The sequence below is a fragment of the Saccharothrix coeruleofusca genome (assembly GCF_017876325.1).
GTDB classification, from domain to species: Bacteria; Actinomycetota; Actinomycetes; order Mycobacteriales; family Pseudonocardiaceae; genus Actinosynnema; species Actinosynnema coeruleofuscum.
This window is the reverse complement of sequence record NZ_JAGINV010000001.1, coordinates 3,619,397-3,642,420: the sequence shown is the minus strand read 5'-3', so window position 1 is coordinate 3,642,420 and position 23,024 is coordinate 3,619,397. Positions and strand designations below refer to the sequence as shown.

At 72.6% G+C, this 23,024-nt stretch carries 23 protein-coding genes; 18 read left to right on the top strand and 5 right to left on the bottom strand.

From position 1 onward, the window contains the following. Positions 1–38: 38 nt before the first annotated feature. Positions 39–902 carry a 3-hydroxybutyryl-CoA dehydrogenase gene (locus JOF41_RS16415; RefSeq protein WP_189225234.1) on the bottom strand — a complete coding sequence of 288 codons (864 nt, stop codon included), beginning with the start codon at positions 900–902 and terminating at the stop codon, positions 39–41. A 142-nt stretch (positions 903–1,044) separates the two neighbouring features. On the opposite strand from JOF41_RS16415, the gene JOF41_RS16410 reads away from it, so the two are divergent. Beyond that, a complete protein-coding gene (locus JOF41_RS16410) occupies positions 1,045–2,067 on the top strand; it encodes a serine hydrolase domain-containing protein (protein WP_209619992.1) in 1,023 nt (340 codons plus the stop codon). Between the two features lie 94 nt (positions 2,068–2,161). Here JOF41_RS16410 and eat read toward each other — a convergent pair whose 3' ends face one another. After that, a complete protein-coding gene (eat, locus tag JOF41_RS16405) occupies positions 2,162–3,580 on the bottom strand; it encodes an ethanolamine permease (RefSeq protein ID WP_209619989.1) in 1,419 nt (472 codons plus the stop codon). A 134-nt stretch (positions 3,581–3,714) separates the two neighbouring features. Between eat and JOF41_RS16400 the strand changes: the two genes are divergently transcribed. The 17 genes from JOF41_RS16400 (at position 3,715) to JOF41_RS16320 (ending at position 21,186) form a co-directional block, all read left to right on the top strand. After that, a complete protein-coding gene (locus JOF41_RS16400; RefSeq protein WP_189225237.1) occupies positions 3,715–5,055 on the top strand; it encodes a glutamine synthetase family protein in 1,341 nt (446 codons plus the stop codon). Continuing rightward, positions 5,036–5,740: a gamma-glutamyl-gamma-aminobutyrate hydrolase family protein gene (locus JOF41_RS16395; RefSeq protein ID WP_209619987.1), complete on the top strand. Its 705-nt coding sequence runs from the start codon at positions 5,036–5,038 to the stop codon at positions 5,738–5,740. Before JOF41_RS16400 ends, JOF41_RS16395 begins: the two co-directional genes overlap by 20 nt. Beyond that, on the top strand, positions 5,737–7,095 hold the full coding sequence (locus JOF41_RS16390) for an aldehyde dehydrogenase family protein (protein ID WP_189225239.1): 1,359 nt from the start codon (positions 5,737–5,739) through the stop codon (positions 7,093–7,095). Before JOF41_RS16395 ends, JOF41_RS16390 begins: the two co-directional genes overlap by 4 nt. Positions 7,096–7,140: 45 nt before the next feature. Beyond that, entirely contained in the window at positions 7,141–7,908 is a 768-nt protein-coding gene (locus tag JOF41_RS16385) for a 3-oxoacyl-ACP reductase (RefSeq protein ID WP_209619985.1), read from the top strand. Continuing rightward, on the top strand, positions 7,908–8,606 hold the full coding sequence (locus JOF41_RS16380) for a FadR/GntR family transcriptional regulator (RefSeq protein WP_189225241.1): 699 nt from the start codon (positions 7,908–7,910) through the stop codon (positions 8,604–8,606). The genes JOF41_RS16385 and JOF41_RS16380 overlap by 1 nt, the downstream gene beginning before the upstream one ends. A gap of 357 nt (positions 8,607–8,963) precedes the next feature. Further along, positions 8,964–9,824 carry a helix-turn-helix domain-containing protein gene (locus JOF41_RS16375; protein WP_209619983.1) on the top strand — a complete coding sequence of 287 codons (861 nt, stop codon included), beginning with the start codon at positions 8,964–8,966 and terminating at the stop codon, positions 9,822–9,824. Between the two features lies 1 nt (position 9,825). Then, positions 9,826–9,999, top strand: coding sequence for a DUF397 domain-containing protein (locus tag JOF41_RS16370; protein WP_209619981.1), 174 nt, complete (start codon positions 9,826–9,828; stop codon positions 9,997–9,999). A 92-nt stretch (positions 10,000–10,091) separates the two neighbouring features. Next, a complete protein-coding gene (locus tag JOF41_RS37795) occupies positions 10,092–12,203 on the top strand; it encodes an ATP-binding protein (protein WP_307867433.1) in 2,112 nt (703 codons plus the stop codon). A 105-nt stretch (positions 12,204–12,308) separates the two neighbouring features. Then, positions 12,309–12,524 carry a helix-turn-helix domain-containing protein gene (locus tag JOF41_RS16360; RefSeq protein ID WP_189225245.1) on the top strand — a complete coding sequence of 72 codons (216 nt, stop codon included), beginning with the start codon at positions 12,309–12,311 and terminating at the stop codon, positions 12,522–12,524. 3 nt (positions 12,525–12,527) lie between these two features. Beyond that, entirely contained in the window at positions 12,528–13,217 is a 690-nt protein-coding gene (locus JOF41_RS16355; protein ID WP_209619979.1) for a Clp protease N-terminal domain-containing protein, read from the top strand. 673 nt (positions 13,218–13,890) lie between these two features. Continuing rightward, positions 13,891–15,939, top strand: coding sequence for a threonine--tRNA ligase (gene thrS, locus JOF41_RS16350; protein WP_189225247.1), 2,049 nt, complete (start codon positions 13,891–13,893; stop codon positions 15,937–15,939). Next, a complete protein-coding gene (locus tag JOF41_RS16345) occupies positions 15,936–16,484 on the top strand; it encodes an HIT family protein (RefSeq protein WP_209619977.1) in 549 nt (182 codons plus the stop codon). Before thrS ends, JOF41_RS16345 begins: the two co-directional genes overlap by 4 nt. A gap of 159 nt (positions 16,485–16,643) precedes the next feature. Further along, the gene (locus JOF41_RS16340) at positions 16,644–17,483 is read left to right on the top strand and encodes a helix-turn-helix domain-containing protein (RefSeq protein ID WP_189225249.1); all 840 of its coding nucleotides are present in this window, start codon (positions 16,644–16,646) and stop codon (positions 17,481–17,483) included. Between the two features lie 61 nt (positions 17,484–17,544). Next, on the top strand, positions 17,545–18,153 hold the full coding sequence (pgsA, locus tag JOF41_RS16335) for a phosphatidylinositol phosphate synthase (protein ID WP_189225250.1): 609 nt from the start codon (positions 17,545–17,547) through the stop codon (positions 18,151–18,153). Further along, positions 18,150–19,082: a phosphatidylinositol mannoside acyltransferase gene (locus JOF41_RS16330; RefSeq protein ID WP_189225251.1), complete on the top strand. Its 933-nt coding sequence runs from the start codon at positions 18,150–18,152 to the stop codon at positions 19,080–19,082. The genes pgsA and JOF41_RS16330 overlap by 4 nt, the downstream gene beginning before the upstream one ends. After that, entirely contained in the window at positions 19,079–20,206 is a 1,128-nt protein-coding gene (locus JOF41_RS16325; RefSeq protein ID WP_189225252.1) for a glycosyltransferase family 4 protein, read from the top strand. The genes JOF41_RS16330 and JOF41_RS16325 overlap by 4 nt, the downstream gene beginning before the upstream one ends. Beyond that, on the top strand, positions 20,203–21,186 hold the full coding sequence (locus JOF41_RS16320) for an NUDIX hydrolase (protein ID WP_209619976.1): 984 nt from the start codon (positions 20,203–20,205) through the stop codon (positions 21,184–21,186). Before JOF41_RS16325 ends, JOF41_RS16320 begins: the two co-directional genes overlap by 4 nt. Here JOF41_RS16320 and JOF41_RS38605 read toward each other — a convergent pair. The 3 genes from JOF41_RS38605 to JOF41_RS16305 all read right to left on the bottom strand — a co-directional run bounded on the left by JOF41_RS38605 (position 21,108) and on the right by JOF41_RS16305 (position 23,014). Continuing rightward, positions 21,108–21,455 carry an SDR family oxidoreductase gene (locus JOF41_RS38605; RefSeq protein ID WP_372448483.1) on the bottom strand — a complete coding sequence of 116 codons (348 nt, stop codon included), beginning with the start codon at positions 21,453–21,455 and terminating at the stop codon, positions 21,108–21,110. The two genes, JOF41_RS16320 and JOF41_RS38605, sit on opposite strands and share 79 nt — an antisense overlap. 127 nt (positions 21,456–21,582) lie before the next feature. After that, on the bottom strand, positions 21,583–21,957 hold the full coding sequence (locus tag JOF41_RS16310; protein WP_189225253.1) for a PH domain-containing protein: 375 nt from the start codon (positions 21,955–21,957) through the stop codon (positions 21,583–21,585). Positions 21,958–22,021: 64 nt separating this feature from the next. Further along, positions 22,022–23,014 (bottom strand): TIGR03842 family LLM class F420-dependent oxidoreductase, encoded by a 993-nt coding sequence (locus tag JOF41_RS16305; protein WP_209619975.1) that lies wholly within the window; start codon positions 23,012–23,014, stop codon positions 22,022–22,024. Positions 23,015–23,024: the final 10 nt, after the last annotated feature.

Below are 23,024 nucleotides of genomic sequence, written 5' to 3'. Positions count from 1 at the left end.
GCGCGGGACCGCTCGGAGCGGTCCCGCGCCCCTCGACGTCAGTCCGCGTAGCTGTGAAAACCGCGTCCGCTCTTCTTGCCCAGCAAGCCCGCGTCGACCATGCGCAGCAGCAGCGGCGGCGGCGAGTACAAGGGCTCCTTGAACTCCTCGTACATCGACTCGGCGATGGCCTTGGTGGTGTCCAGGCCGATCAGGTCGGCCAGCCGCAGCGGGCCCATCGGGTGCGCGCAGCCCAGCACCATGCCGTTGTCGATGTCGTCGGCCGAGGCGAAGCCCGACTCCAGCATCCGGATCGCCGAGAGCAGGTAGGGGATCAGCAGGGCGTTGACCACGAAGCCCGCCCGGTCCTGCGAGCGGATGACCTGCTTGCCCAGCACACCGGTGACGAAGGCTTCGGCGCGTTCCCGCGTCCGCTCGCCGGTCAGCAGCGACGGCACCAGTTCCACCAGCTTGAGCACCGGCACCGGGTTGAAGAAGTGCACGCCGATGACCTGCTCGGGGCGCTCGGTGGCCATGCCCAGCTTCATGATCGGGATGGAGGAGGTGTTCGAGGCGAAGATGGCCGCCGGATCTTCGACGACCTTGTCCAACGCCGTGAACACCTCGGTCTTGACCTGCTCGTTCTCCGCGACGGCCTCGACGACCAGGTTGCGGTCGGCGAAGTCGGCGAGGTCGGTGGTGAACCGCAGCCGCTCCAGCGCGGCGTCGCGGTCCTCGGCGCTGAGCTTGCCGCTGCGCACGCCGCGGCCCAGCGAGGAGGCGATCCGCGCCTGCGCCGCCTCGGTGGCGTCGGCGCTGACCTCGGCGATCAGCACGTCCAGTCCCGCGCGGGCGCACACCTCGGCGATGCCGGAGCCCATCAGGCCGGAGCCCACCACACCTACACGTTGAATGTCACTCACACCCCGATCCTGCCAGGGGCGACGGCGGGCGGCGCACCCCGCACCGGCGGGGCTCGCCCGACCGGGGTGGGGTTTTCCACAGCGGATCGGGTGGCGGACCTCATGGTCGGGATCACCGCGCGTCCCTAGCGTTGTCGTCGTGATGATCAAATCCTTGGTCCTGGCCACCAGCATGGCCCTGACCAGCCAGTTCCCCGCCGCGGAGCTCGACTCCTGGGTGGCGGGCGGCTGGGCGTCGGCGGCCCTGCTCAAGGTCGAGGACGCCGCGGGCGTGCGGGGGCACGCCGCCGGGCAGGCGCACGAGGACGGCTACTTCCGCATCGGCAGCGCGACCAAGACCTTCGTCGCCACCGTCGTCCTGCAGCTGGTCGACGAGCGGAAGGTGGGTCTGGACGACCCGATCGACCGGTACGTCGCGGGGGTGCCGATGGGCGACCGGATGACCGTGCGCCAAGTCCTCAACCACACCAGCGGCCTCTACGACTACGCCCACGAGCAGGGCTACTCGACCAACCGGTGGCGCGGTGACGCGCGGTTCCGCTCCTACCGGCCGCAGGAACTGCTGGACGTGGCCGCAGGCAGGCCGTCCTACTTCGATCCCGGCGAGGGCTGGCACTACTCGAACACCAACTACGTCGTCGCGGGTCTGCTCGTCGAGCGGGTCACCGGCAACCGATACGGCGACGAGATCGCCGACCGCATCCTGAAGCCGTTGCGGCTCAAGCGCACCAGCGTGCCGGGCAACCGCGCCGGCCTGCCGGAACCGCACGCGCGCGGCTACTCCGAAGTGGACGGACGACTGGTCGACGCCACGCTGATGAACCCGTCGCTGGACTGGGCGGCGGGGGAGATGATCTCCACCGCAGACGACCTCAACACCTTCTTCGGCGCGCTGCTGAGCGGGCGGTTGACCAGCGCGGCCTCGTTGGCGGCCATGCGCGAGGCGGTGCCGACCGGCACCATCTTCCGCTACGGACTCGGGCTGCAGAGCTTCGACCTGCCCTGCGGTCGCCAGGTGTGGGGCCACGGCGGGGAACTGATCGGCTACCTCACCTACGCCGTCCGCGACGACACCGGCCGGACTGCCACCCTGTCCTACAACCCGCTGCCCGCCGAAGTGCCCGGCGAAGCCGTCATCGGGCTCTTCGCCTCGCTCTACTGCTGACCCCGAACCACCGCGCCGGCAAGTACCACCCGACCCCTGAGGGTGGGCCGGTAACTACTACCGGCCCACCCTCAGGCCCGATTCGGCGACCGCGTCAGCCGCCGAGTTCGCGCTCGGCCTGGGCGATGGCGGCGAACTCCTCCTCCGGGGCCGCGGCGACCAGGTGGTGGCGGCTGTAGAACCAGAAGTAGGCCAGCGCCACCACGACGATGCCCGCGGTGATGCCGGCGGCGAGCTCGTCCACGAAGAACGTGGCCACCACGGCGGCGACCGCCAACACCAGCGCCACGCCGGTGGTCACCGCTCCGCCTGGGGTGCGGTAGGGGCGCTCCAGGTCGGGTTCGCGGACCCGCAGCACGATGTGCGACACCATCATCAGCACGTAGGACAGGGCCGCCCCGAACACCGCGATGTTGATCAGCAGCGCCCCGTCGCGGGTGATCGCGGCCAGCAGGAAGCCGATCGCGCCGGGCACGATCAGCGCCAGGTAGGGCGTCTTGCGCCGTCCTGTGCGCGACAGCCAGCGGGGCAGGTAGCCCGCCCGCGACAGGGCGAACAGTTGGCGGGAGTAGGCGAAGATGATCGAGAAGAAGCTCGCGACCAGCCCGGCCAGGCCGACGTAGTTGACGACCTGCGCGAGCGCGTTGTCCCCGCCGTAGGCCGCGCGCACCGCCGCGGGCAGCGGGTTGTCCGACGCCTTCAGCGCCTCCGCGCCCGCACCGCCGGGGGCGAACACCAGGATCGTCGCGGCGAACAGCAGCAGCACGGCCATCGCGGCGATGATCCCGCGCGGCATGTCCCGCTTGGGGTCGCGCGCCTCCTCGGCCGCCAGCGGCACGCCCTCCACGGCGAGGAAGAACCAGATCGCGTACACCAGCGCGCCCAGCGCGCCCGTGACGCCGAAGGGCAGGAACCCGTCGCCCTCGGCCAGGTCGAACAGCTTGGCGGAGTCGAACCTGCCGATCATGCCGATCACGAACGCCAGCAGCGCCACCACCGCGATGCCGGTGATGACGAACATCAGCCGCAGCGCCTCGCCGACGCCGTAGAGGTGCACACCGACGAAGATCGCGAAGCAGGCCAGGTACACCGGCCAGGAGTTGGTCAGCCCGAACAGCCCCAGCGTCTCGACGTAGCCGCCGATGAACACCGCGATGGCGGCGGGCGCGATGGCGTACTCGATGAGGATGGCGATGCCGGTGGCGAAGCCGCCCAGCGGTCCCAGGGCGCGCCGGGCGAACCCGTAGCCCGCTCCCGCCACGGGCAGCGCCGCGGCCAGTTCGGCCAGGCCGAACACCATGCACGTGTACATCGTGGCCATCAGCACGGTGGCGATGAGCAGACCGCCCCACCCGCCCTGCGCCAGGCCGAAGTTCCACCCGGCGAAGTCGCCGGAGATGACGTAGGAGACACCCAGCCCCGCCAGCAGGACCCAGCCCGCCGCGCCGCGCTTGAGCTGCCGGTGCTCCAGGTAGTCGCCGCCCACCTTCTCGTACTCGACGTGCTTGGCCATCTGCGCCCCTCACTGGGTGTGCCAATGGGTCGGCCGCGCTCCTTTGCAGGACTGGTCGAGGGTGGCGCGGGTCACCCTGTGGTGTCAAGATGAGGCGTCCAATGGCTCGCTGTCATACCTTTGGAGGACTGCGGATGCTCACCGTCGAGGAGTTGCGCGAGCTCGTGGACAGCGGGGAGATCGACACGGTCCTGGTGGCGATCGTGGACATGCAGGGCCGCCTGCAGGGCAAGCGCTGCGCCGCGCGCTACTTCGTCGAGGAAGTGCTCCCGCACGCCGCCGAGGGCTGCAACTACCTGATGGCGGTGGACGTGGAGATGAACCCGGTCAGCGGCTACGCCATGTCCTCCTGGGAGCGGGGCTACGGCGACTTCACGATGAAGCCGGACCTGTCGACGCTGCGCCGCGTGCCCTGGCAGGAGGGCACCGCGATGGTGCTGTGCGACGTGCGGTGGGACAACGGCGACCCGGTTCCCCCTTCGCCGCGCCAGGTCCTGCGCCGCCAGCTGGACCGGCTGGCCGAGCGGGGGCTGCGCGCCTACGTCGGCACCGAGCTGGAGTTCATCGTCTTCAACGACACCTTCGAGGACGCCTGGTCGCGCGGCTACCGCGACCTGACGCCCGCCAACCAGTACAACGTGGACTACTCGCTGCTGGGCACCGCGCGCGTCGAGCCGCTGCTGCGCGCCATCCGCAACAACATGGCGGGCGCCGGGCTGTACGTCGAGTCGGCCAAGGGCGAGTGCAACCCCGGCCAGCACGAGATCGCCTTCCGCTACGACGAGGCGCTGTCCACTTGCGACAACCACAGCATCTACAAGAACGGCGCCAAGGAGATCGCCGCCCAGCACGGCAAGTCCTTGACGTTCATGGCCAAGTACAACGAGCGCGAGGGCAACTCCTGCCACATCCACCTGAGCCTGCGCTCGGCCGACGGGGAGCCGGTGTTCGCCGAGGGGGAGGGCATGTCCCCGCTGATGCGCCACTTCCTGGCGGGCCAGCTGGCCTGCCTGCGCGAGCTGACCTACTTCCTGGCCCCGAACATCAACTCCTACAAGCGCTTCGTGCAGGGCAGCTTCGCCCCGACGGCGGTGGCCTGGGGCCGCGACAACCGCACCTGCGCGCTGCGCGTGGTCGGCCACGGCCAGTCGCTGCGCTTCGAGAACCGCGTCCCCGGCGGGGACGTCAACCCGTACCTGGCGGTGGCCGCGCTCATCGCGGCAGGCCTGCACGGGCTGGAGAACGAGCTGCCGCTGGAGGAGGAGTTCGTCGGCAACGCCTACGACTCGGGCCGGGCGACCGTGCCGACGACGCTGCGCGACGCGGCGTCGCTGCTGGCGCGCAGCGACATCGCGCGCGACGCCTTCGGCCAGGACGTGGTGGACCACTACCTCAACGCGGCCCGCGTGGAACTGGCCGCCTACGAGTCGGCGGTGACCGACTGGGAGAGGGTCCGTGGCTTCGAACGGCTCTAGGCCCCTCATCGGCGTGACCACCTACCTGGAGCGGGCCCGCTTCGGTGTGTGGGACGTGGACGCGGCCGTGCTGCACCGCGACTACCTGGACTCGGTGGTGCGCGCGGGCGGCAACCCGGTGCTGCTGCCGCCGATGGGCGAGTGGGACGCCAGGGCCGTCGGCTTCCTCGACGGGCTGGTGCTCGCCGGCGGCGCGGACGTGGACCCGGCCCGCTACGGCGCGGCCAGGGACCCGCGCACCGGTCCGGCGCGCCCGGACCGCGACGCCGCCGAGCTGGCGCTGGCGCGGGCCGCGCTGGAGCTGGACCTGCCGCTGCTGGCGGTGTGCCGGGGGATGCAGGTGCTCAACGTGGCGCTGGGCGGCACGCTGCGCCAGCACGTCGACGGCCACAACCCCGCGCCTGCGGTGTTCGAGCGCACCGAGATCACCGTCGCCCCCGGCACCGCGCTGGCCGCGGTCGTCGGCGATCGCACCGGGGTCAACTGCCACCACCACCAGGCGCTCGACGAGCTGGGCAAGGGCTTGGAGGTGGTGGCCGTGGCGCCGGACGGCGTGGTGGAGGCGGTGGAGCTGCCGGACGCGAGGTTCGCGCTCGGCGTGCAGTCGCACCCGGAGACCGACCGCGAGGACCTGCGCCTGTTCGGCGCGCTGGTGCGCGCGGCGCAGGAAGGACGGCAGAGGTGACCGCTTTCGAGGTGATCAACCCGGCGACCGGGCGACGGGTGGCGGAGGTCGAGCCGACCTCGCTGGAGGAGACCGACGCCGCCATCGCGCGCGCCCAGGCCGCTTTCCCCGCGTGGCGCGAGGTGGCCCCCGGTGACCGCGCCCGGCTGCTGCGCCGGTTCGCCGAGGCGGTGGACGGCGCGGTGGAGGAGCTGGCCCGGCTGGAGGTGCTCAACTCCGGCCACACCATCGGCAACGCGCGGTGGGAGGCGGGCAACGTCCGCGACGTGCTGCACTACTACGCCGCCGCGCCGGAACGCCTGTTCGGCAAGCAGATCCCGGTGCCCGGCGGGTGGGACGTGACCTTCCAGGAGCCGCTGGGCGTGGTCGGCGTGATCGTGCCGTGGAACTTCCCGATGCCCATCGCGGGCTGGGGCTTCGCGCCCGCGCTCGCGGCGGGCAACACCGTCGTGCTCAAGCCCGCCGAGCTGACCCCGCTGACCGCCGTGAAGCTGGCCGAGCTGGCCCGCGAGGCGGGCATCCCCGAGGACGTGTTCCAGGTGCTGCCCGGCAAGGGCAGCGTGGTGGGGCAGCGCTTCGTGACGCACCCGGCGGTGCGCAAGGTGGTGTTCACCGGCTCCACCGAGGTCGGCAAGCGGGTCATGGCGGGCTGCGCGGACCAGGTCAAGCGGGTGACCCTGGAGCTGGGCGGCAAGAGCGCGAACATCGTCTTCGCCGACGCGGACCTGGAGCGGGCCGCCGCCACCGCGCCCTACGGCGTGTTCGACAACGCCGGGCAGGACTGCTGCGCCCGGTCGCGCATCCTGGTGCAGGCGTCGGTCTACGACCGGTTCATGGAGCTGCTGGAACCGGCGGTGCGCGGTGTCGTGGTGGGCGAGCCGGGCGACGAGCGGACCGAGATGGGGCCGCTGATCTCCGCGGCGCACCGCGAGAAGGTCGCCTCCTACGTGCCGGAGGGCGCACCGGTGGCGTTCCGCGGGTCCGCGCCGGACGGTCCCGGTTTCTGGTTCCCGCCGACGGTCCTCGCGCCCGTGGCGGCCACCGACCGCGCCGCGGTGGAGGAGATCTTCGGCCCGGTGGTGGCGGTGCTGCCGTTCACCGACGAGCAGGACGCGGTGCGGCTGGCCAACGACAGCGAGTTCGGCCTGTCCGGCTCGATCTGGACCCGCGACGTCGGGCGCGCGCTGCGCGTCTCGCGGGCGGTGGAGTCGGGCAACCTGTCGGTCAACTCGCACTCGTCGGTCCGCTACTGGACCCCGTTCGGCGGGTTCAAGCAGTCCGGCCTCGGCCGCGAGCTGGGGCCCGACGCCCTGGACGCCTTCACCGAGACCAAGAACGTCTTCATCGCCCACTGAGGCGTCCGCTGAGACGCCCACTGGGGCACCGCTTCGAGGAGAGACATGGCACAGCGACTCGACGGCCGGGTGGCCGTCATCACCGGCGGCGGCAGCGGCATCGGCCTGGCCTCGGTGCGCAGGCTGGCGAGCGAGGGCGCCAGGGTGGTGGTCGCCGACGTCGACGGCGACGCGGGGCGGGCCGCCGCGGACGAGGTGGGCGGCCTGTTCGTCCAGGTCGACGTCACCGACGAGGAGCAGGTGGAGGCGCTGTTCCAGACCGCGGTGGACACCTACGGTTCGCTGGACGTGGCGTTCAACAACGCGGGCATCTCCCCGCCCGACGACGACTCGATCCTGACCACCGGGATGGCGGCCTGGCAGCGGGTGCAGCAGGTCAACCTGACCTCGGTGTACCTGTGCTGCCGGTTCGCCATCCCGCACATGCTCAGGCAGGGCAGGGGATCGGTCATCAACACCGCGTCGTTCGTGGCCACCATGGGCGCGGCCACCTCGCAGATCTCCTACACCGCTTCCAAGGGCGGTGTGCTGGCGATGAGCCGCGAGCTGGGCGTGCAGTTCGCCCGGCAGGGGGTGCGGGTCAACGCGCTGTCGCCGGGGCCGGTGAACACCCCGCTGCTGCGCGAGCTGTTCGCCAAGGACCCCGAGCGCGCCGCGCGGCGGCTGGTGCACGTGCCGCTGGGCCGGTTCGCCGAGCCGGAGGAGATCGCCGCCGCCGTGGCGTTCCTGGCCAGCGACGACTCCTCGTTCATCACCGCGTCGAACTTCCTGGTCGACGGCGGCATCTCCGGCGCCTACGTGACACCGCTCTGATGGCGCTGCGGGACGCGTTGTTCCGCCCGGTGCGGGCGGGCAACGCGTTCGAGGAGACCGTGGAGCGGCTGGTGCAGGCCATCCGGCTGGGCGTAGTCGCGCCGGGGGAGCGGCTGCCCGCCGAGCGCGAGCTGGCGGGCAGGCTGGGGATCAGCCGGGTCACCCTGCGCGAGGCGATCAAGTCGTTGCAGGACAACGGTTACGTGGAGTCCCGGCGGGGCCGCTACGGCGGCACGTTCGTCAACGCGGAGCTGCCCGCCGCGCAGCCGGTGGGGCGGATCTCGGGGGAGGAGCTGGCGGACGCGCTGACGCTGCGCGCCGTGCTGGAGACCGGCGCGGCCGAGTGCGCGGCGGGCCGGGCGCTGGGGCCGGGGGAGCGGCGCGAGCTGGGCGCGCGGCTGGCCGAGTGCGCCCAGGCCGGGCGGGCGGACTACCGGCGCAAGGACTCCCGGCTGCACCTGGCCATCGCGGAGGCGGCGGGCTCGCCGTCGCTGACCGCCGCCGTGGCCGACGCGCGGATGCGGGTCAACGAGCTGCTGGACCGGATTCCGCTGCTGCCGCCCAACCTGGCGCACTCCAACGAGCAGCACGAGCTGGTCGTGTCGCACATCCTGCACGGCGACGCGGACGCCGCGCGGCGGGCGATGGCCGAGCACCTGGACGGCACGGCCTCGCTGCTGCGCGGCTTCCTCGCCTGACGACCCGAAAAACACTCTTTCGAGTATTCTTCGAACCGCGCGTCGGCTTTGGCGAGCACCTCCGCCCACTGCTCCCGGAATTGCTCGAACCCCCTCCTGGTGAACGACAGCAACACCTCGGTGCCGCCGGAAAAGGCCAGCTCAACGATCTCTCCTTCGTCGCAGACGGTACTGCTGAGGGAGAAGTCCTCGGAGATGTCGACCTGGGCCATGACCTGCACCGGACCGCTCTCGTACACGGGGCCTCGCTCACGTATAGTCGGTCATGAGAAATTTTATGGGGTTAAGTACGGCTTGGTTGCTTCATTTAAGTCATACATTCCCCATAAGTCAGTGCCCTAGAAGAGTGAGGTTCGCGTGGCGGACGCGCAGCAGACGGTCGAGCGGATGCAACTGGGCTTGGTGCTGCAGGAGTTGCGCTCCCGGTCGGGCAGGTCGCAGCAGGAGGCGGGCCAGGCCATCGGCCGGGCGTACGTGCGCATCAGCCAGGTCGAGCACGGCAAGGGCGCGCTCAAGCAGGAGGAGCTGGTCGTCCTGCTCGACCTGTACGGGGCGAGCCGCGCGGAACGCGAAACCGTGCTGGCGCTGGGCGTCCAGGCCCGCCGCCGCGCACCGCGCCGGGCCTACACCGACGTGCTGCCCGACGCCTTCCAGCGCTTGGCCGACCTGCAGGCCAACGCCTCGCGGATCAGGCACTACACCAGCGGCGTGTTCCCCGGCCTGCTCCAGTCGGCCGAGTACGTCGAGGCGGTGATCCGGGCGTGCGACGGCGTCTGGTGGGACGCCGCCAGCGGCCAGGCGGAGACCAGGATCGCCTTCCGGCTCGACCAGCAGCGGCGGGCGCTGGCGGCACAGCCGAAGTCGATGTCCTTCGTCTTCACCGAGGACGCGCTGCGCACCGTGGTCGGCAGCGGGTCGGTGATGCGGTCGCAGATCCTGCACGTCCTGCAACTGGCCGAGCGGCACCCCTCGACCAGCGTCCAGATCCTCCGCTCCACCACCGTCGGCAATCCCGCGCTGGGTGGCAGCCTGATCGTCCTCGACTTCTCCAACGCACCGCGAATCGGCTACGCGCCAACGCTTTACGGCCCCACGACCTACTACGATCAGCCTGCCGACACCACCGCGATGGCATGTGCGTTCGACCGGGCCAGCGAGCTGGCCCTGTCTCCGGCCGAGTCGAGAGCGCTGCTGATCGAGAGCCTGAAGGAGTTCTGAGATGCCCCACGACACGGGCTGGTTCAAGAGCAGCTACAGCGCGGGCAGCAACAACGACTGCGTCGAGGTCCGCATTACCACCACCCGCGTCGGGGTCCGCGACTCCAAGAACCCCCACGGCCCCCACCTGACCCTGTCCACCACCGCGTGGACCGCCTTCCTCGCCAGGCTCTGACCACACCGCCGTCCGACTCCACGGGAAGCCGCGCGGAGCCAACAGGGTGACGTTGACCGCTCCTGGTCCCGCTGACCGACAGACTGGGAGGCGTGACTGATCGGCCGGATGTGCGCAACGTGGCCAGCGGCCAGGTGAACGGGTTCCTCCTCCAGGCCGGATCGGTGGGGCACGTCTCGGTCGCGGCGCCACCGCCTGCCGAGCGGCCCAGGCAGTTGCCCCTGGCGGTGCGCGGTTTCACCGGACGGGCCCGCCAGCTGGCCGCGCTCGACGCCCTGCTGGCCGACGAGGGCGGGCCGGTGGTCGCCACCGTGGACGGCACGGCCGGGGTGGGCAAGACCGCGCTGGCCGTGCAGTGGGCGCACCGGGCGCAGCACCGCTTCCCCGACGGCACCTTGTACGTCGACCTGGGCGGCTGCGGTCCGGACGAGCCGATCGCACCCGGTGACGCGCTGGGCGGGTTCCTCGCCGCGCTGGGACTGCCGCCGGAGCGGGTTCCGGCGGGGCTGGGGGCGCGGGCGGCGCTGTACCGGTCGGTGCTGGCCGGGCAGCGGGTGCTGGTGGTGCTGGACGACGCGGGCAGCGCCGAGCAGGTGCGGCCGCTGCTGCCCGGCGGGGCGGGGTGCGCGGTGGTGGTGACCAGCCGGGCCACGCTGACCGGGCTGGCGGTCGACGCGGGCGCCACCCGGATCGCGCTGGACCTGCCCGGTCCGCAGGAGGCCGCGGCGCTGGTGCGGGCGGTGCTGGGGCCGCGCGCCGACGCCGAGCCGGACGCGGTGGCCGGGCTGGTCCGGGGGTGCGCCCGGCTGCCGCTGGCGCTGCGCGTCGCCGCGAGCCGGGCCGCAGCCCGGCCGCACTCGACGATCGCCGACCTGGTGGCGGAGCTGGGCAGCGAGCGGGGCCGCTGGGAGGCGCTGAGCGTCCCGGCGGACGAGCGCACCGCGGTCCGCTCGGTGTTCGACTGGTCCTACCGCAGGTTGACCGACGAGCAGGCGCGGCTGTTCCGCCGCTTGGGCCTGCACCCCGGCCCCGAGTTCGGTTCCCACGTCGCCGCGGCCGTCGCGGACCGCGACCTGGCCGAGACTCGACGGCTGCTCGACGCGCTGGCGGACGGGAACCTGGTCGAGCCGGTCGCCGCGGACCGCTACCGGCTCCACGACCTGCTGCGCGCCTACGCCGCCGACCGCGCGGAGCGCGACGAAACGCGCGCCGACCGGGACCACGCCCGCATCGCCGCGCTCGGCTGGTACGCCCACCACGCCCGCACCGCCTACCGGGCCGTCGCGCCGGAACTGGCCGAGTGGCACGCCGCGGCGGGCCTGAACACCAGCGCCCACCCGGAGATCGCCTTCCCCGACCCGGTGCGGGCGTGGGACTGGGCGGACCGCGAGCACGTCAACGCGGTCGCCGCCGCCCGTGACTGCGCGCGCCACGACCTGCACCGGTTCGTCGTCCTGCTGGCCAACGCCGCCGTGGTGCCGCTGGGCCAACGGGGGCTCAAGGACGACGCGCTGGAGGTCTGCCGCCTCGGCCTGGCCGCCGCGCGCCGCATGGGCAACCGCCTCGCCGAGCACCACATGCTGCTGTGCCTGGGGCACGGCTACCGGTTGGCGCGGCGGCTGCCGGAGGCCATCGGCGTCCTGCGCACCGCGCTGGCGCTGACCGAGGACCGCCGGATGCGGTCGGGCGTGCTGGCCGACCTGGGCTGGATGTGCGTGGACGCGGGCTGGCACGCGCAGGCGCGGGAGCACTTGGCCTCGGCGCTGCCGCTCAGCCGCGAACTGCCCGACGGCGGACACCTGGAGTCCTTCGTCGAGTACAACCTCGGCGGGGCGCACCTCGGCCTCGGCGAGGCCGCACGGGCGCGCGGGCACCTGGAGCGCTGCCTGGCGCTGCTGCGCGCGGCGGGCCGCCACGACCGGGAGGCGTACGCGCTGCACCGCCTGGCGCAGGTCCACCAGGCGCTCGGCGAGCACGGCGAGGCGATCGCCCTGTGCGAGCGGGCCCTGGCCTGCGAGCACCCCCGCTTCGACCCGCGCGAGCACGCGGTCACGCTCGACACCCTGGCCATCTCCCTGCGGCACAGCGGGGACAGCGCTCGCGCGATCGCCTGCTGGCGCGAAGCCCTGACCGTCTTCGACCAGTTCGCCGACGACCGGGGCGGCGGCGTGCGCGACCGCCTCCGGGCGGCGGTCAGCGGGTGACGCGCCGGTCGTGGCGGCGCTCGTCCCAGCCGCTGTCGATCGCCTGGACCCGACGGCCGTCAGCATGTGTTGACGTTCAGCAGGGCGTCAGCATATGCTGACGGCATGTCCGCGATCGGCGACCTCGGCGAGGACGCGCACGGCACCGACCCCGACGCGGGGCTGCGCGCCGTGGCCAGGCTGCGTGCCCTGGTCGAGCAGTTGGAGGCCGAGCACGTGCGGGCGGCGCGCCGGGCGGGCTGGTCCTGGCGCGACATCGCCACCCGGCTCGGCGTCACCAAGCAGACCGTCCACCGCAAGCACGGCCGCGAACAGGAGTGACCGGTGTTCCGAGGAGACCACCCCGAGCTGACCCGCGCGACGGGCCGCGCCCTGGCCCGTGCCCGCGACCTGGGCCACCCCCGCGCGGGCAGCGAGCACCTGCTGCTCGCGCTGGTCGACCACGTGCCCGCCTTCGCGCGGCACGGTGCCACCGTCGAGGCGATCGAGGACGCCGCGCACCTGGCCGCCCCGATGGGCGCGGGCGCTGCGGCGGACCGGGCCACCCTGGCGCCGCTGGGCGTCGACCTGGACCGCCTGCTGGGCGGTTCCGCCGTGCTGGACCGGCCCGCAGGGCGGGAACCGCTGCTCCCGCTGGGCGCGGCTCGGGCCAGGCGGCGCTGCGCCCGGACGAGCCCGCCGCTGGGGCTGGACGCCCAGGCCGCCCACGCGGCGTCGCTGCGGCTCGCGCTGGCCCGGCGGGAGCGCGAGCACCGGGTGGAGCACCTGGCGCTGGCGCTGGTCGCCCTGGACCCCGGCGCGGCGTGGGTGCTGCGGACCGCGGGGGTCGACCGGCGGGCGTTGCTGGCCGACCTCGCCGAGGCGTTCCCGCCGCCGCGCCGCAACCCGGTGCTGCGCGCCGAGCGGTGGCTGGGGCGCCGAGCGCGGCACGGCGACCTGGTCCGCCGCTACCAGCGCACCACCGGCCGAGCCGTGAGCACCCCCGCCGCCATCCCGGCCCTGATCACCGGCTGACCTCGAGCGCGCCTGCAAGTACCACCCGGTGGGCGTCCCGGGGCCGGTGGCCGCTCCCCGAGGTGCTCGAACGCTCGGTTCGTGGTGTCGGAACGCTCAACTCGCGGTGTCCGGACGCGCGGCTCGCGGGAGTTCGAGGCCCTGGGTCACCGGGTCCGGTCGTCCGCGGCGGCCGCCGCGGAGGCTGAGGACCCGCAGGTCCAGGTCGGCCAGCGCGGCCACTCCCGCACCAGCAGCGGCGCAACCAGTCCACATCGGACAGCGGTTCGGCCTCGTGCTCCCACCGCCGGTGCGGGCCTGCGTGCCCGGCCAGGTACCGGTGCGGGTCGGCGAAGCTGCGAAGCGCCACTCGTCCGGGTCGAGTTCCACCACGTGGTCGGCGAGGAACCCGCCGCCTGCCCCGGTCGGCCGCCACCCCACATGAGGTCCGGTCGCGGTAGTCGAGCACTTCCAGGCGTAACAAGCCAGACCACCCCGTTCCGGCAGGCGGCGGCCGCGAGCCCAGTCCGGCCCCGGAGGGGGTGGCCGCGTTTCGGTGGGTCGCGACCTGAACGTTGAACTCGGGGGGCCTGGGCGTTCGACTCGCGGGGGGCGCGTGGTCCGGCCGGGAAGGCTCGGGTGAGCACCGATAACATCTGGGGAGCTCTGACCGACCGCACACCGAGGAGTCACCGTGTCCCAGCCGCGTCCCGCAGCCGCTCCCACCCCCCCGCGCGTGGTGGTGCAGGCCGGGACTACCGCGGGGGCCGCGGTGCGCGAGGCCGGGCTGCCCGGCAAGGGGCCGGACGCGGTCGTGGTCGTCCGCGACGCCGAGGGCCACCTGCGCGACCTGTCCTGGACCCCTCAGGTCGACGTCGAGGTGGAGGCGGTGGCCGCGAACACCGAGGACGGCCGCGCGGTCATCCGGCACTCCGCCGCGCACGTGCTCGCCCAGGCCGTGCAGCAGCAGTTCCCCGAGGCCAAGCTGGGCATCGGCCCGCCGGTCAAGGACGGCTTCTACTACGACTTCCAGGTCGCCAAGCCGTTCACCCCGGAGGACCTGCAGGCGCTGGAGAAGCGCATGAAGCAGATCGTCAAGGGCTCCCAGCGGTTCTCCCGCCGGGTGGTCGCCTCGGTCGAGGCGGCCAAGGCCGAGCTGGCGGCCGAGCCGTTCAAGCTGGAGCTGGTGGACATCAAGAGCGATGTCGACACCGCCGAGGTCATGGAGGTCGGCGGCGGCGAGCTGACCATCTACGACAACCTCGACCCGCGCACCGGCGACCGCGTGTGGGGCGACCTGTGCCGGGGTCCGCACGTGCCGACCACCAAGCACATCCCGGCGTTCAAGCTCACCCGCGTGGCCGCCGCGTACTGGCGGGGCAACGAGCGCAACCCCCAGCTCCAGCGCATCTACGGCACCGCGTGGGAGTCGCAGGAGGCGCTGGACGCCCACCTGGAGCTGCTGGCCGAGGCCGAGCGCCGCGACCACCGCAAGCTCGGCGTCGAGCTGGACCTGTTCAGCTTCCCCGACGAGATCGGCTCGGGCCTGGCCGTCTTCCACCCCAAGGGCGGCGTCGTCCGCAAGGCCATGGAGGACTACTCGCGGCGCCGCCACGAGGAAGAGGGCTACGAGTTCGTCTACTCGCCGCACATCACCAAGGGCAACCTGTTCCAGACCTCCGGCCACCTGGACTGGTACAAGGACGGCATGTACCCGGCGATGCACCTCGACGCCGAGTACGACGAGGACGGCAAGGTCCGCAAGCCGGGCCAGGACTACTACCTCAAGCCGATGAACTGCCCCTTCCACGACCTGATCTTCCGGTCGCGCGGGCGCTCCTACCGCGAGCTGCCGCTGCGCATGTTCGAGTTCGGCTCGGTGTACCGGTACGAGAAGTCCGGTGTGATCCACGGCCTGACCCGCGTGCGCGGCATGACGCAGGACGACGCGCACATCTTCTGCACCCCCGACCAGGTGCAGGACGAGCTGAAGTCGCTGCTGGGCTTCGTGCTCGGGCTGCTGCGCGACTACGGCCTCGACGACTTCTACCTGGAGCTGTCCACTCGCAACGAGGAGAAGTACGTCGGCTCCGACGAGGTGTGGGAGCAGGCCACCGAGGCGCTGCGGGCGGCGGCCGAGGACTCGGGCCTGGAACTGGTGCCCGATCCCGGCGGCGCGGCGTTCTACGGCCCGAAGATCTCCGTGCAGGCCAAGGACGCGCTGGGCCGCACCTGGCAGATGTCGACCATCCAGGTCGACTTCAACCTGCCCGAGCGGTTCGAGCTTGAGTACACCGGCCCGGACGGCTCCCGGCAGCGGCCGGTGATGATCCACCGCGCCCTGTTCGGCTCGATCGAGCGGTTCTTCGGCGTGCTCACCGAGCACTACGCGGGCGCGTTCCCGGCGTGGCTGGCCCCGGTGCAGGTGGTGGGCATCCCCATCGCCGACGAGCACGCCGACCACCTGTTCGCCGTGGCGGCGGAGCTGCGCAAGCACGGCATCCGGGCCGAAGTGGACGCCTCCGACGACCGGATGCAGAAGAAGATCCGCACGCACACCACGCAGAAGGTGCCGTTCATGCTGCTCGCGGGCGGCAAGGACGTGGAGTCCGGTGCGGTGTCCTTCCGGTTCCGCGACGGCACCCAGGTCAACGGCGTGCCGGTGGCCAAGGCCGTGGCCACCGTCGTGGACTGGGTGGCCCGCCGCGAGAACGCCTCACCCACGGCGGAACTGGTCAAGTGACGACCGGGTACGAGGAGCAGGACGGCGTCGGGGTCCACGACGGGTTGCAGCGGCTGTGGACCCCGCACCGGCTGTCCTACGTCAAGGGTGAGGGCAAGGCGGTGGGCGACGAGCCCGAGGGGTGCCCGTTCTGCCGCGTGATCTCGCTGGACGACCCCGACGGCCTGGTCCTGGCCCGCGGTGAGCTGGTGTTCGCGGTGCTGAACCTGTACCCGTACAACCCCGGTCACCTGATGGTGCTGCCGTACCGGCACGTGCCGGACTACACCGATCTGACGAAGGAGGAGACGGTCGAGTTCGCCGAGTTCACCCAGACCGCCATGCGGGTGATCCGCACCGCGGCGAACCCGCACGGCTTCAACATCGGCATGAACCAGGGGGTGGTCGCGGGCGCGGGCATCGCCGCGCACCTGCACCAGCACGTGGTGCCCCGGTGGGGCGGGGACGCCAACTTCATGCCGGTGATCGGCCAGACGAAGGTGCTGCCCCAGCTGCTCGGCGAGACCCGCGCCCTGCTGTCGGAGGCGTGGGCCGCGCAGCGCTGAGAACGCGCTGCGGGACGGGTGCGCTCGCACCTGCACGTGCGCCTGGAGGTGCACGTGCTTCGGCGTGCCCGCAGCCGCCTCCCGTGGGCCGGGGAGCCGCCCGTAATTCCCTGTGATGGCCGATCGTCACGGGGCGCACACGCCGATACGGTGCGTTTCATGACCGCACCAGAGCGTTCGCGGCTGGCCCGAGAACGGCTCTCGCGCGAGTTACGAAGGTTGCGCACGGAGGCCAGGATGACCGGAACGGCCACCGCGCGCGCCACCGGGATGAGCCAGTCGAAGCTGTCGAAGATAGAGAACGGCATGCTCCTCCCGTCCGTGACCGACGTGGAGCGATTAGTCGCCGAGCTCTCGGCGACCAGGGAGACCAGGATCGAACTGGTGGAGCTGGCCCGCCAGCTGCACGCCGAGGCGGAGACCCGCCGCGTCGTGCTGCACCGGGGGGCGCACCGCCACCAGCAGACCGTTGCCCGCATCGAGGCCCGTGCGACGACCAGCCGCTTCTTCCAGAACGCGGGAGTACCCGCACTTTTGCAGAGCGAGGACTACCTGCGCGTGGTCTTCTCCGCCATGCCGCCCCACGAGCAGGACACCGCCATCGCCACGCTGCGCACCCGCCGGGCGCGCCTGGACGACCAGGGCAAGCGGTTCGTCTTCCTGCTCAGCGAGGGAGCGCTGCGCTGGCGGATGGGCAACGCCGACCTGATGTGCGACCAGATCGACCACCTCGTGCAGATCATGCGAAGACCGAACGTGCAGCTGGGCGTGGTGCCGTGGACGGCGGAGACCGGCATGGTGGCGCTGCACGGGTTCCAGGTCTACGACGAGCGCGTGGTGACGCTGAGCGTGCTCACCGGCAACGCCACCATCACCGACCCGCACGACGTGCGCGAGTACCTGGCGCTGTTCGGGCGCCTGGAGCGGCTGGCGGTGCGCGGGGAGGAGCTGGAGGAGCTGCTGGAGGGGATCTCCAGGGACCACCGCAAGCTCGGCTGAGCTGGGTCGTTAGGCTGCCGGGGACCAACTCGTCCCCGCCGGTAGGTGCAGTCCCCGCCCCATGCTGAACATCTTCGCCCGAGCGTCCGTCTCCCGCGTCACCGATCCGGTCGGGGCGTGGCTGGTCCGGCGCGGCCTCACCCCGAACGCCGTCACGGTGCTCGGCACCGTCGGCACCGTCGTCGCGGCCCTGTGGTTCATCCCGCGCGGCCAGCTGTTCGCCGGGGCCGCGCTGGTGGCCGCCTTCGTGCTGTTCGACCTGCTCGACGGCGCGATGGCGCGGGCGCGCGGCGGCGGCACGCGGTACGGGGCCGTGCTCGACGCCAGCTGCGACCGGATCGCCGACGGCGCGCTGTTCGGCGCGATCGCCTGGTGGGCCTTCGGGGCGGGGGAGCACGGCCTGGCCGCGGCCACGATGGTGTCGCTGGTCGGCGCCCAGGTCACCTCCTACGTCAAGGCACGTGCCGAGGCGTCGGGGCTCAGCGCCGACGGCGGCCTGGCCGAGCGGGCGGAGCGGTTCATCTTCGCCCTGGTCGGCGTGGGCCTGCACGGCCTGGGGGTGCCGTTCGTGCTGCCCGTGGCGCTGTACGTGCTGGCCGTTCTGGTGGTGGTCACGGTGGCGCAGCGGCTGGTGGCGGTGCGGCGGTCGGCGAAGGAGATCGGGGCATGAGGGAACGGCTGGCCGACCTGGCTTACGCGGCCGGGTGGCGGCTGGTGCGGGTGCTGCCCGAGCCGGTGGCGCGGGCGCTGTTCGACCGGGCCGCCGACTGGGCGGCCCGGCGCGGCGGCGAGGGCGTGCGGCAGCTGCGGGCCAACCTGCGCCGGGTCGTGCCCAAGGCGGGCGAGCAGGAGCTGGACGAGCTGGTGCGGCTGTCGCTGCGCTCCTACGCGCGGTACTGGCGGGAGGCGTTCCGACTGCCGTCGATGGACCTGGAGGCCGCCTACGCGGCCTGCGACGAGATGATCAGCGGCCACGAGAACCTGGACGCGGCGCTGGCCGAGGGCCGGGGCGTGGTGGCGGCGCTGCCGCACTGCGGCAACTGGGACATGGCCGGGGTGTGGCTGGTCGGCCACACCGGCGGCTTCACCACGGTCGTCGAGCGGCTCAAGCCGGAGTCGCTGTACCGGCGGTTCGTGCGGTTCCGGGAGAGCCTCGGCTTCGAGGTGCTGCCGCTGACCGGCGGCGAGCGCCCGGTGGCGGCGGTGCTGGCCGAGCGGCTGCGCCAGAACAAGGTGGTCTGCCTGCTGGCCGACCGGGACCTGACCGCGGGCGGCATCCCGGTGACCTTCTTCGGCGAGCGCACCATGATGCCCGCCGGTCCCGCGCACCTGGCCGCCACGACGGGCGCGGCGCTGCTGCCGGTGGGGCTGTGGTTCACCGAGGACGGCTGGAGCTTCCGGGTGCACCCGCCGATCCGGGTGGCCGGACCGGACGGGGTGGCCGCGGCGACCCAGTCGCTGGCCGACGTGTTCGCCGCCGACATCGCCGCGCACCCGGCCGACTGGCACATGATGCAGAAGCTGTGGCTGGCCGACCTGCCGCCGAGCAGGCGCAGGGCGCTGGAACGGGTGCTGGCCCGCAGGAGGGACACCGCGTGAGGATCGGCATCGTGTGCCCGTACTCCTTCGAAGTCCCGGGAGGGGTCCAGGCGCACGTGGTCGACCTGGCCAGGGCGTTGCGCGGGCTGGGCCACGAGGTGGACGTGCTCGCTCCCGCGGACGACGACACGCCGGTGCCGGAGTTCGTCACGCCCGCGGGCCGCGCGGTCGGCATCCCGTACAACGGGTCGGTGGCGCGGCTGTCGTTCGGGCCGGTGTCCTTCGCGCGGGTGCGCCGGTGGATCGCCGAGCACGACTTCGACGTGCTGCACCTGCACGAGCCGACCGCGCCGTCGCTGTCGATGCTGGCGCTGATGGTGGCGGACGGCCCGATCGTGGCCACCTTCCACACCTCTACGCCGCGCTCGAAGATGCTGGCCGCCTTCCAGGGCGTGCTCCAGCCGTTCCTGGAGAAGGTCACCGCCCGGATCGCGGTGTCCGCGCTGGCCCGCCGGGTGCAGGTGGAGCACCTGGGCGGGGACGCGGTGGAGATCCCCAACGGCGTGGACGTGTCCTTCTTCGCCGACGCGACGCCGCTGGAGGGCTACCCGCGCCCCGGCGGCACGATCGGGTTCGTCGGCCGCTTCACCGAGCCGCGCAAGGGGATGCCGGTGCTGCTGGAGGCGATGCGGCGGCTGGACCTGCCCGACGCGCGGCTGCTGGTGGTGGGCCGGGGCGACCAGGACGAGCTGCGCGAGCAGGCGGGGCCGAGGCTGGCCGAGCGGATCGACTTCCTGGGCATGGTCGACGACGAGACCAAGGCGCGCGCGCTGCGCAGCGTGGACGTGTACTGCGCGCCCAACACCGGCGGGGAGAGCTTCGGCATCATCCTGACCGAGGCGATGTCGGCGGGGGCGGTGGTGGCGGCCAGCGACCTGGACGCCTTCCGCCGGGTGCTCGACGACGGCAAGGCGGGCGTGTTGACCCCGGTCGGCGACCCGGCGGCGCTGGCCGCGGCGCTGCGCGGGCTGCTGACCGACCCGGCGCGCCGGGCGGGTTACGCCGACGCGGCGCGGCAGCGGGTGATGGCCTTCGACTGGTCCGTGGTCGCGGGGCAGGTGCTGCGGGTCTACGAGAGCGCGATGGCGGCCGACCCGCGTCGAGTGGCGGAGGCGGACCGGTGACCAGCGCCGCCACGGCCACCACGCTGCTGGTGGTGCTCGGTCTCGTGCTGCTGGTCGGGCCGTGGCTGCTGGGCGTGGCCAGCAGGCTGGACCGGCTGCACGTGCGCACCGACGCGGCGTGGGCGGCGCTGGACGCCGCGCTGGCCCGGCGCGCGGTGGTCACCAGGGCGGTCGCGGCGGTGTGCGGGACGCCCGAGCTGGCCGAGGCCGCCGACCGGGCCGAGCGGGCGCCCCGCGTCGACCGCGAGGCGGCCGAGAACGAGCTGAGCACGCTGCTGGAGGACCTGGACCGGGGCAAGCTGGCCCCGGCGCTGGCGGCCGAGCTGGCCGACGCCGAGCAGCGGGTGGTGCTGGCCCGCCGGGTGCACAACGACGCGGTGCGCGACACGTTGGCGCTGCGCCGCAGGCGGCCGGTGCGCTGGCTGCGGCTGGCGGGCACGGCGGCCCGCCCCGAGTACTTCGAGATCGCCGAACCGGTGACCGACGTGGACGATGTGCCGGGGGTGGCCCGCCGCGTCTCCGCGCGCGTCGTGCTGCTCGACGCGCGCGACCGCGTGCTGATGTTCCAGGGCTTCGACCCGGTGCGCCCCGACGAGCTGTTCTGGTTCACCGCGGGCGGCGGTGTGGAGCCGGGGGAGGACTTGCGCGCGGCGGCGGTGCGCGAGGTGTTCGAGGAGACCGGGCTGCGGCTCGCGCCGCAGGACCTGGTCGGCCCCGTGTGGAAGCGCCAGGCCGTGTTCACCTTCGACGGCCTCGGCTACGCCGCGCAGGAGTGGTTCTTCGTGGCCCGTGCCGCCTCGGGGGCGGTCGACACCTCCGGCTTCAACGCGCTGGAGCGGCGGACCGTCGTGCGCCACCGCTGGTGGTCGGCGGACGAGCTGGCGGCCACCGGGGAGACGGTCTACCCGGTCCAGCTCGCCGAGCTGCTGCCCTCGGTGCTGGGCGGCGAGTGGGACGGCACGACCCGCTCGGTGCGTTGATCCCGGTGCCGGGACCGACCAGGGGGCCACGAGCCTGCCCCGCGAGTCGCGCGTTCCGGCACCGCGAACCGAGCTTTCGCGCACCCCGAACTGAGCGTTCGAGCACCTCGAACTGGGCGGTGGGGCGGCCTACCGGGAACTGGCCGCCGTCCGTCCGAGGTGAACGTCCGGCCGGTGATCCAGATCACCCGGTCGGACACCAGGAACGCCACCACCTCGGCGATGTCCTCGGGCCTGCCGACGCGCCCCGGCGGCACCGCCTCCGACACGTCGCCCAGCGGGATGCCCGCCGCGCCGATGCCGCGCGAACCGAATCGCGTGATCTCACATCATGCGCGGTCCCGGCGGGGAGCGAAGACGGATTTGCGGCACGTGCCACAGACGGCGACTCTGGGCTCAGAGCACGAAGGTCGCGATCACCTGGCTGAGCAGCCGGACGTCGGCGTGCCCCTTGAACTCCAGCCGCACCTTGCCCAGGCCGCTGAACCACAGGTCCAGCTCGGCGTCCATGTCGAAGGTGCCCGCGGTTTCCACCGAGAACGCCTGGACGCGGCTGTAGGGCAGCGAGGTGAAGTCGCGCTTGCGGCCGGTCATGCCCTGCACGTTCACCGCGATGACCCGCTTGTCGGTGAACACCACGAAGTCTCGGACGGTTTTGAAGCACGCCACGATCTGCTCGCCCTGGATGAGGATGGGCGCCACCTGCGGGCCGATGTCCTCCGGACGGCACGGCGCGAGCTTGAAGACGGAGGTCTTCTCGAAGTCGATCACGTGTTCGATCCTACTGGTAGGAGGTGCGGCGGGGCGGCCCCACATTCCGTCCCGCCGCACCTGGTCACACGCGCCCGATCACGTCGTCACCGTACGAGACCAGCGTCTTGTCCTTGGCGTCGTGCATCAGGTAGAGCGCGAAGTTGTCCACTCCGACCTCCCGCAGCTCCTGCAACCGGTCCACGTGCGCCGAGACGGGGCCGAGCAGGCAGAAGCGGTCCACGATGGAGTCGGGCACGAAGTCGGTGGACCGGTTGCCCGCCCGACCGTGGTGGGAGTAGTCGTAGCCCTCCCGGTCCTTGATGTAGTCGGTCAGCGCCGCGGGCACCGCGCCGGAATCCCCGTACCGCGCCACGAGGTCGGCCACGTGGTTGCCCACCATGCCGCCGAACCAGCGCAGCTGCTCGCGCTGGTGGGCCAGGTCCGGGCCCACGTACGCGGGCGCGGCCACGCACATCGTGATCGACGACGGGTCGCGCCCGGCCGCCTTGGCCGCCTCGCGCACCGATCCGATGGTCCACCGCGCGATGTCGGGGTCGGCGGTCTGCAGGATGAACCCGTCGGCCTGCTCGCCCACCAGCTTCAGCGCCCTGGGCCCGTAGGCGGCCATCCACACCTCCAGCTTCCCGTCGCGCACCCAGGGGATGCGCACGGGCGTGCCGTGGTGCTCGACCTCCCGGCCCTCGGCCAGCTCCTTGATGACGGTCATGGCCCGGCCCAGCGTCGCCAGCGAGGCGGGCCGCTGCCCGATCACCCGGCGCGCCGAGTCGCCCCGCCCGATGCCGCACACCGTGCGGTTGCCGAACATGTCGTTGAGCGTGGCGAACAGCGAGGCGGTGACCGACCAGTCGCGGGTGCCGGGATTGGTCACCATCGGGCCGACGACCAGTTCGCGGGTGGCCGCCAGCACCTGCGAGTAGATGACGAACGGCTCCTGCCACAGCACGCACGAGTCGAAGGTCCAGCCGTAGCGGAAACCGCAGTCCTCCGCCGCTTTCAGCCCCGCCACCACCTCCCGCGCGGGCGGGTCGGTCTGGAGCACGACACCGAAGTCCACTGACGCCTCC

Bases quoted from the DNA above. Each gene is read 5' to 3' on its own strand.
- JOF41_RS16410 (WP_209619992.1), top strand. From the start codon at position 1,045: ATGATCAAATCCTTGGTCCTGGCCACCAGCATGGCCCTGACCAGCCAG.
- eat (WP_209619989.1), bottom strand. From the start codon at position 3,580: ATGGCCAAGCACGTCGAGTACGAGAAGGTGGGCGGCGACTACCTGGAG.
- JOF41_RS16400 (WP_189225237.1), top strand. From the start codon at position 3,715: ATGCTCACCGTCGAGGAGTTGCGCGAGCTCGTGGACAGCGGGGAGATC.
- JOF41_RS16385 (WP_209619985.1), top strand. From the start codon at position 7,141: ATGGCACAGCGACTCGACGGCCGGGTGGCCGTCATCACCGGCGGCGGC.
- JOF41_RS16380 (WP_189225241.1), top strand. From the start codon at position 7,908: ATGGCGCTGCGGGACGCGTTGTTCCGCCCGGTGCGGGCGGGCAACGCG.
- JOF41_RS16370 (WP_209619981.1), top strand. From the start codon at position 9,826: ATGCCCCACGACACGGGCTGGTTCAAGAGCAGCTACAGCGCGGGCAGC.
- JOF41_RS16360 (WP_189225245.1), top strand. From the start codon at position 12,309: ATGTCCGCGATCGGCGACCTCGGCGAGGACGCGCACGGCACCGACCCC.
- JOF41_RS16340 (WP_189225249.1), top strand. From the start codon at position 16,644: ATGACCGCACCAGAGCGTTCGCGGCTGGCCCGAGAACGGCTCTCGCGC.
- pgsA (WP_189225250.1), top strand. From the start codon at position 17,545: ATGCTGAACATCTTCGCCCGAGCGTCCGTCTCCCGCGTCACCGATCCG.
- JOF41_RS16330 (WP_189225251.1), top strand. From the start codon at position 18,150: ATGAGGGAACGGCTGGCCGACCTGGCTTACGCGGCCGGGTGGCGGCTG.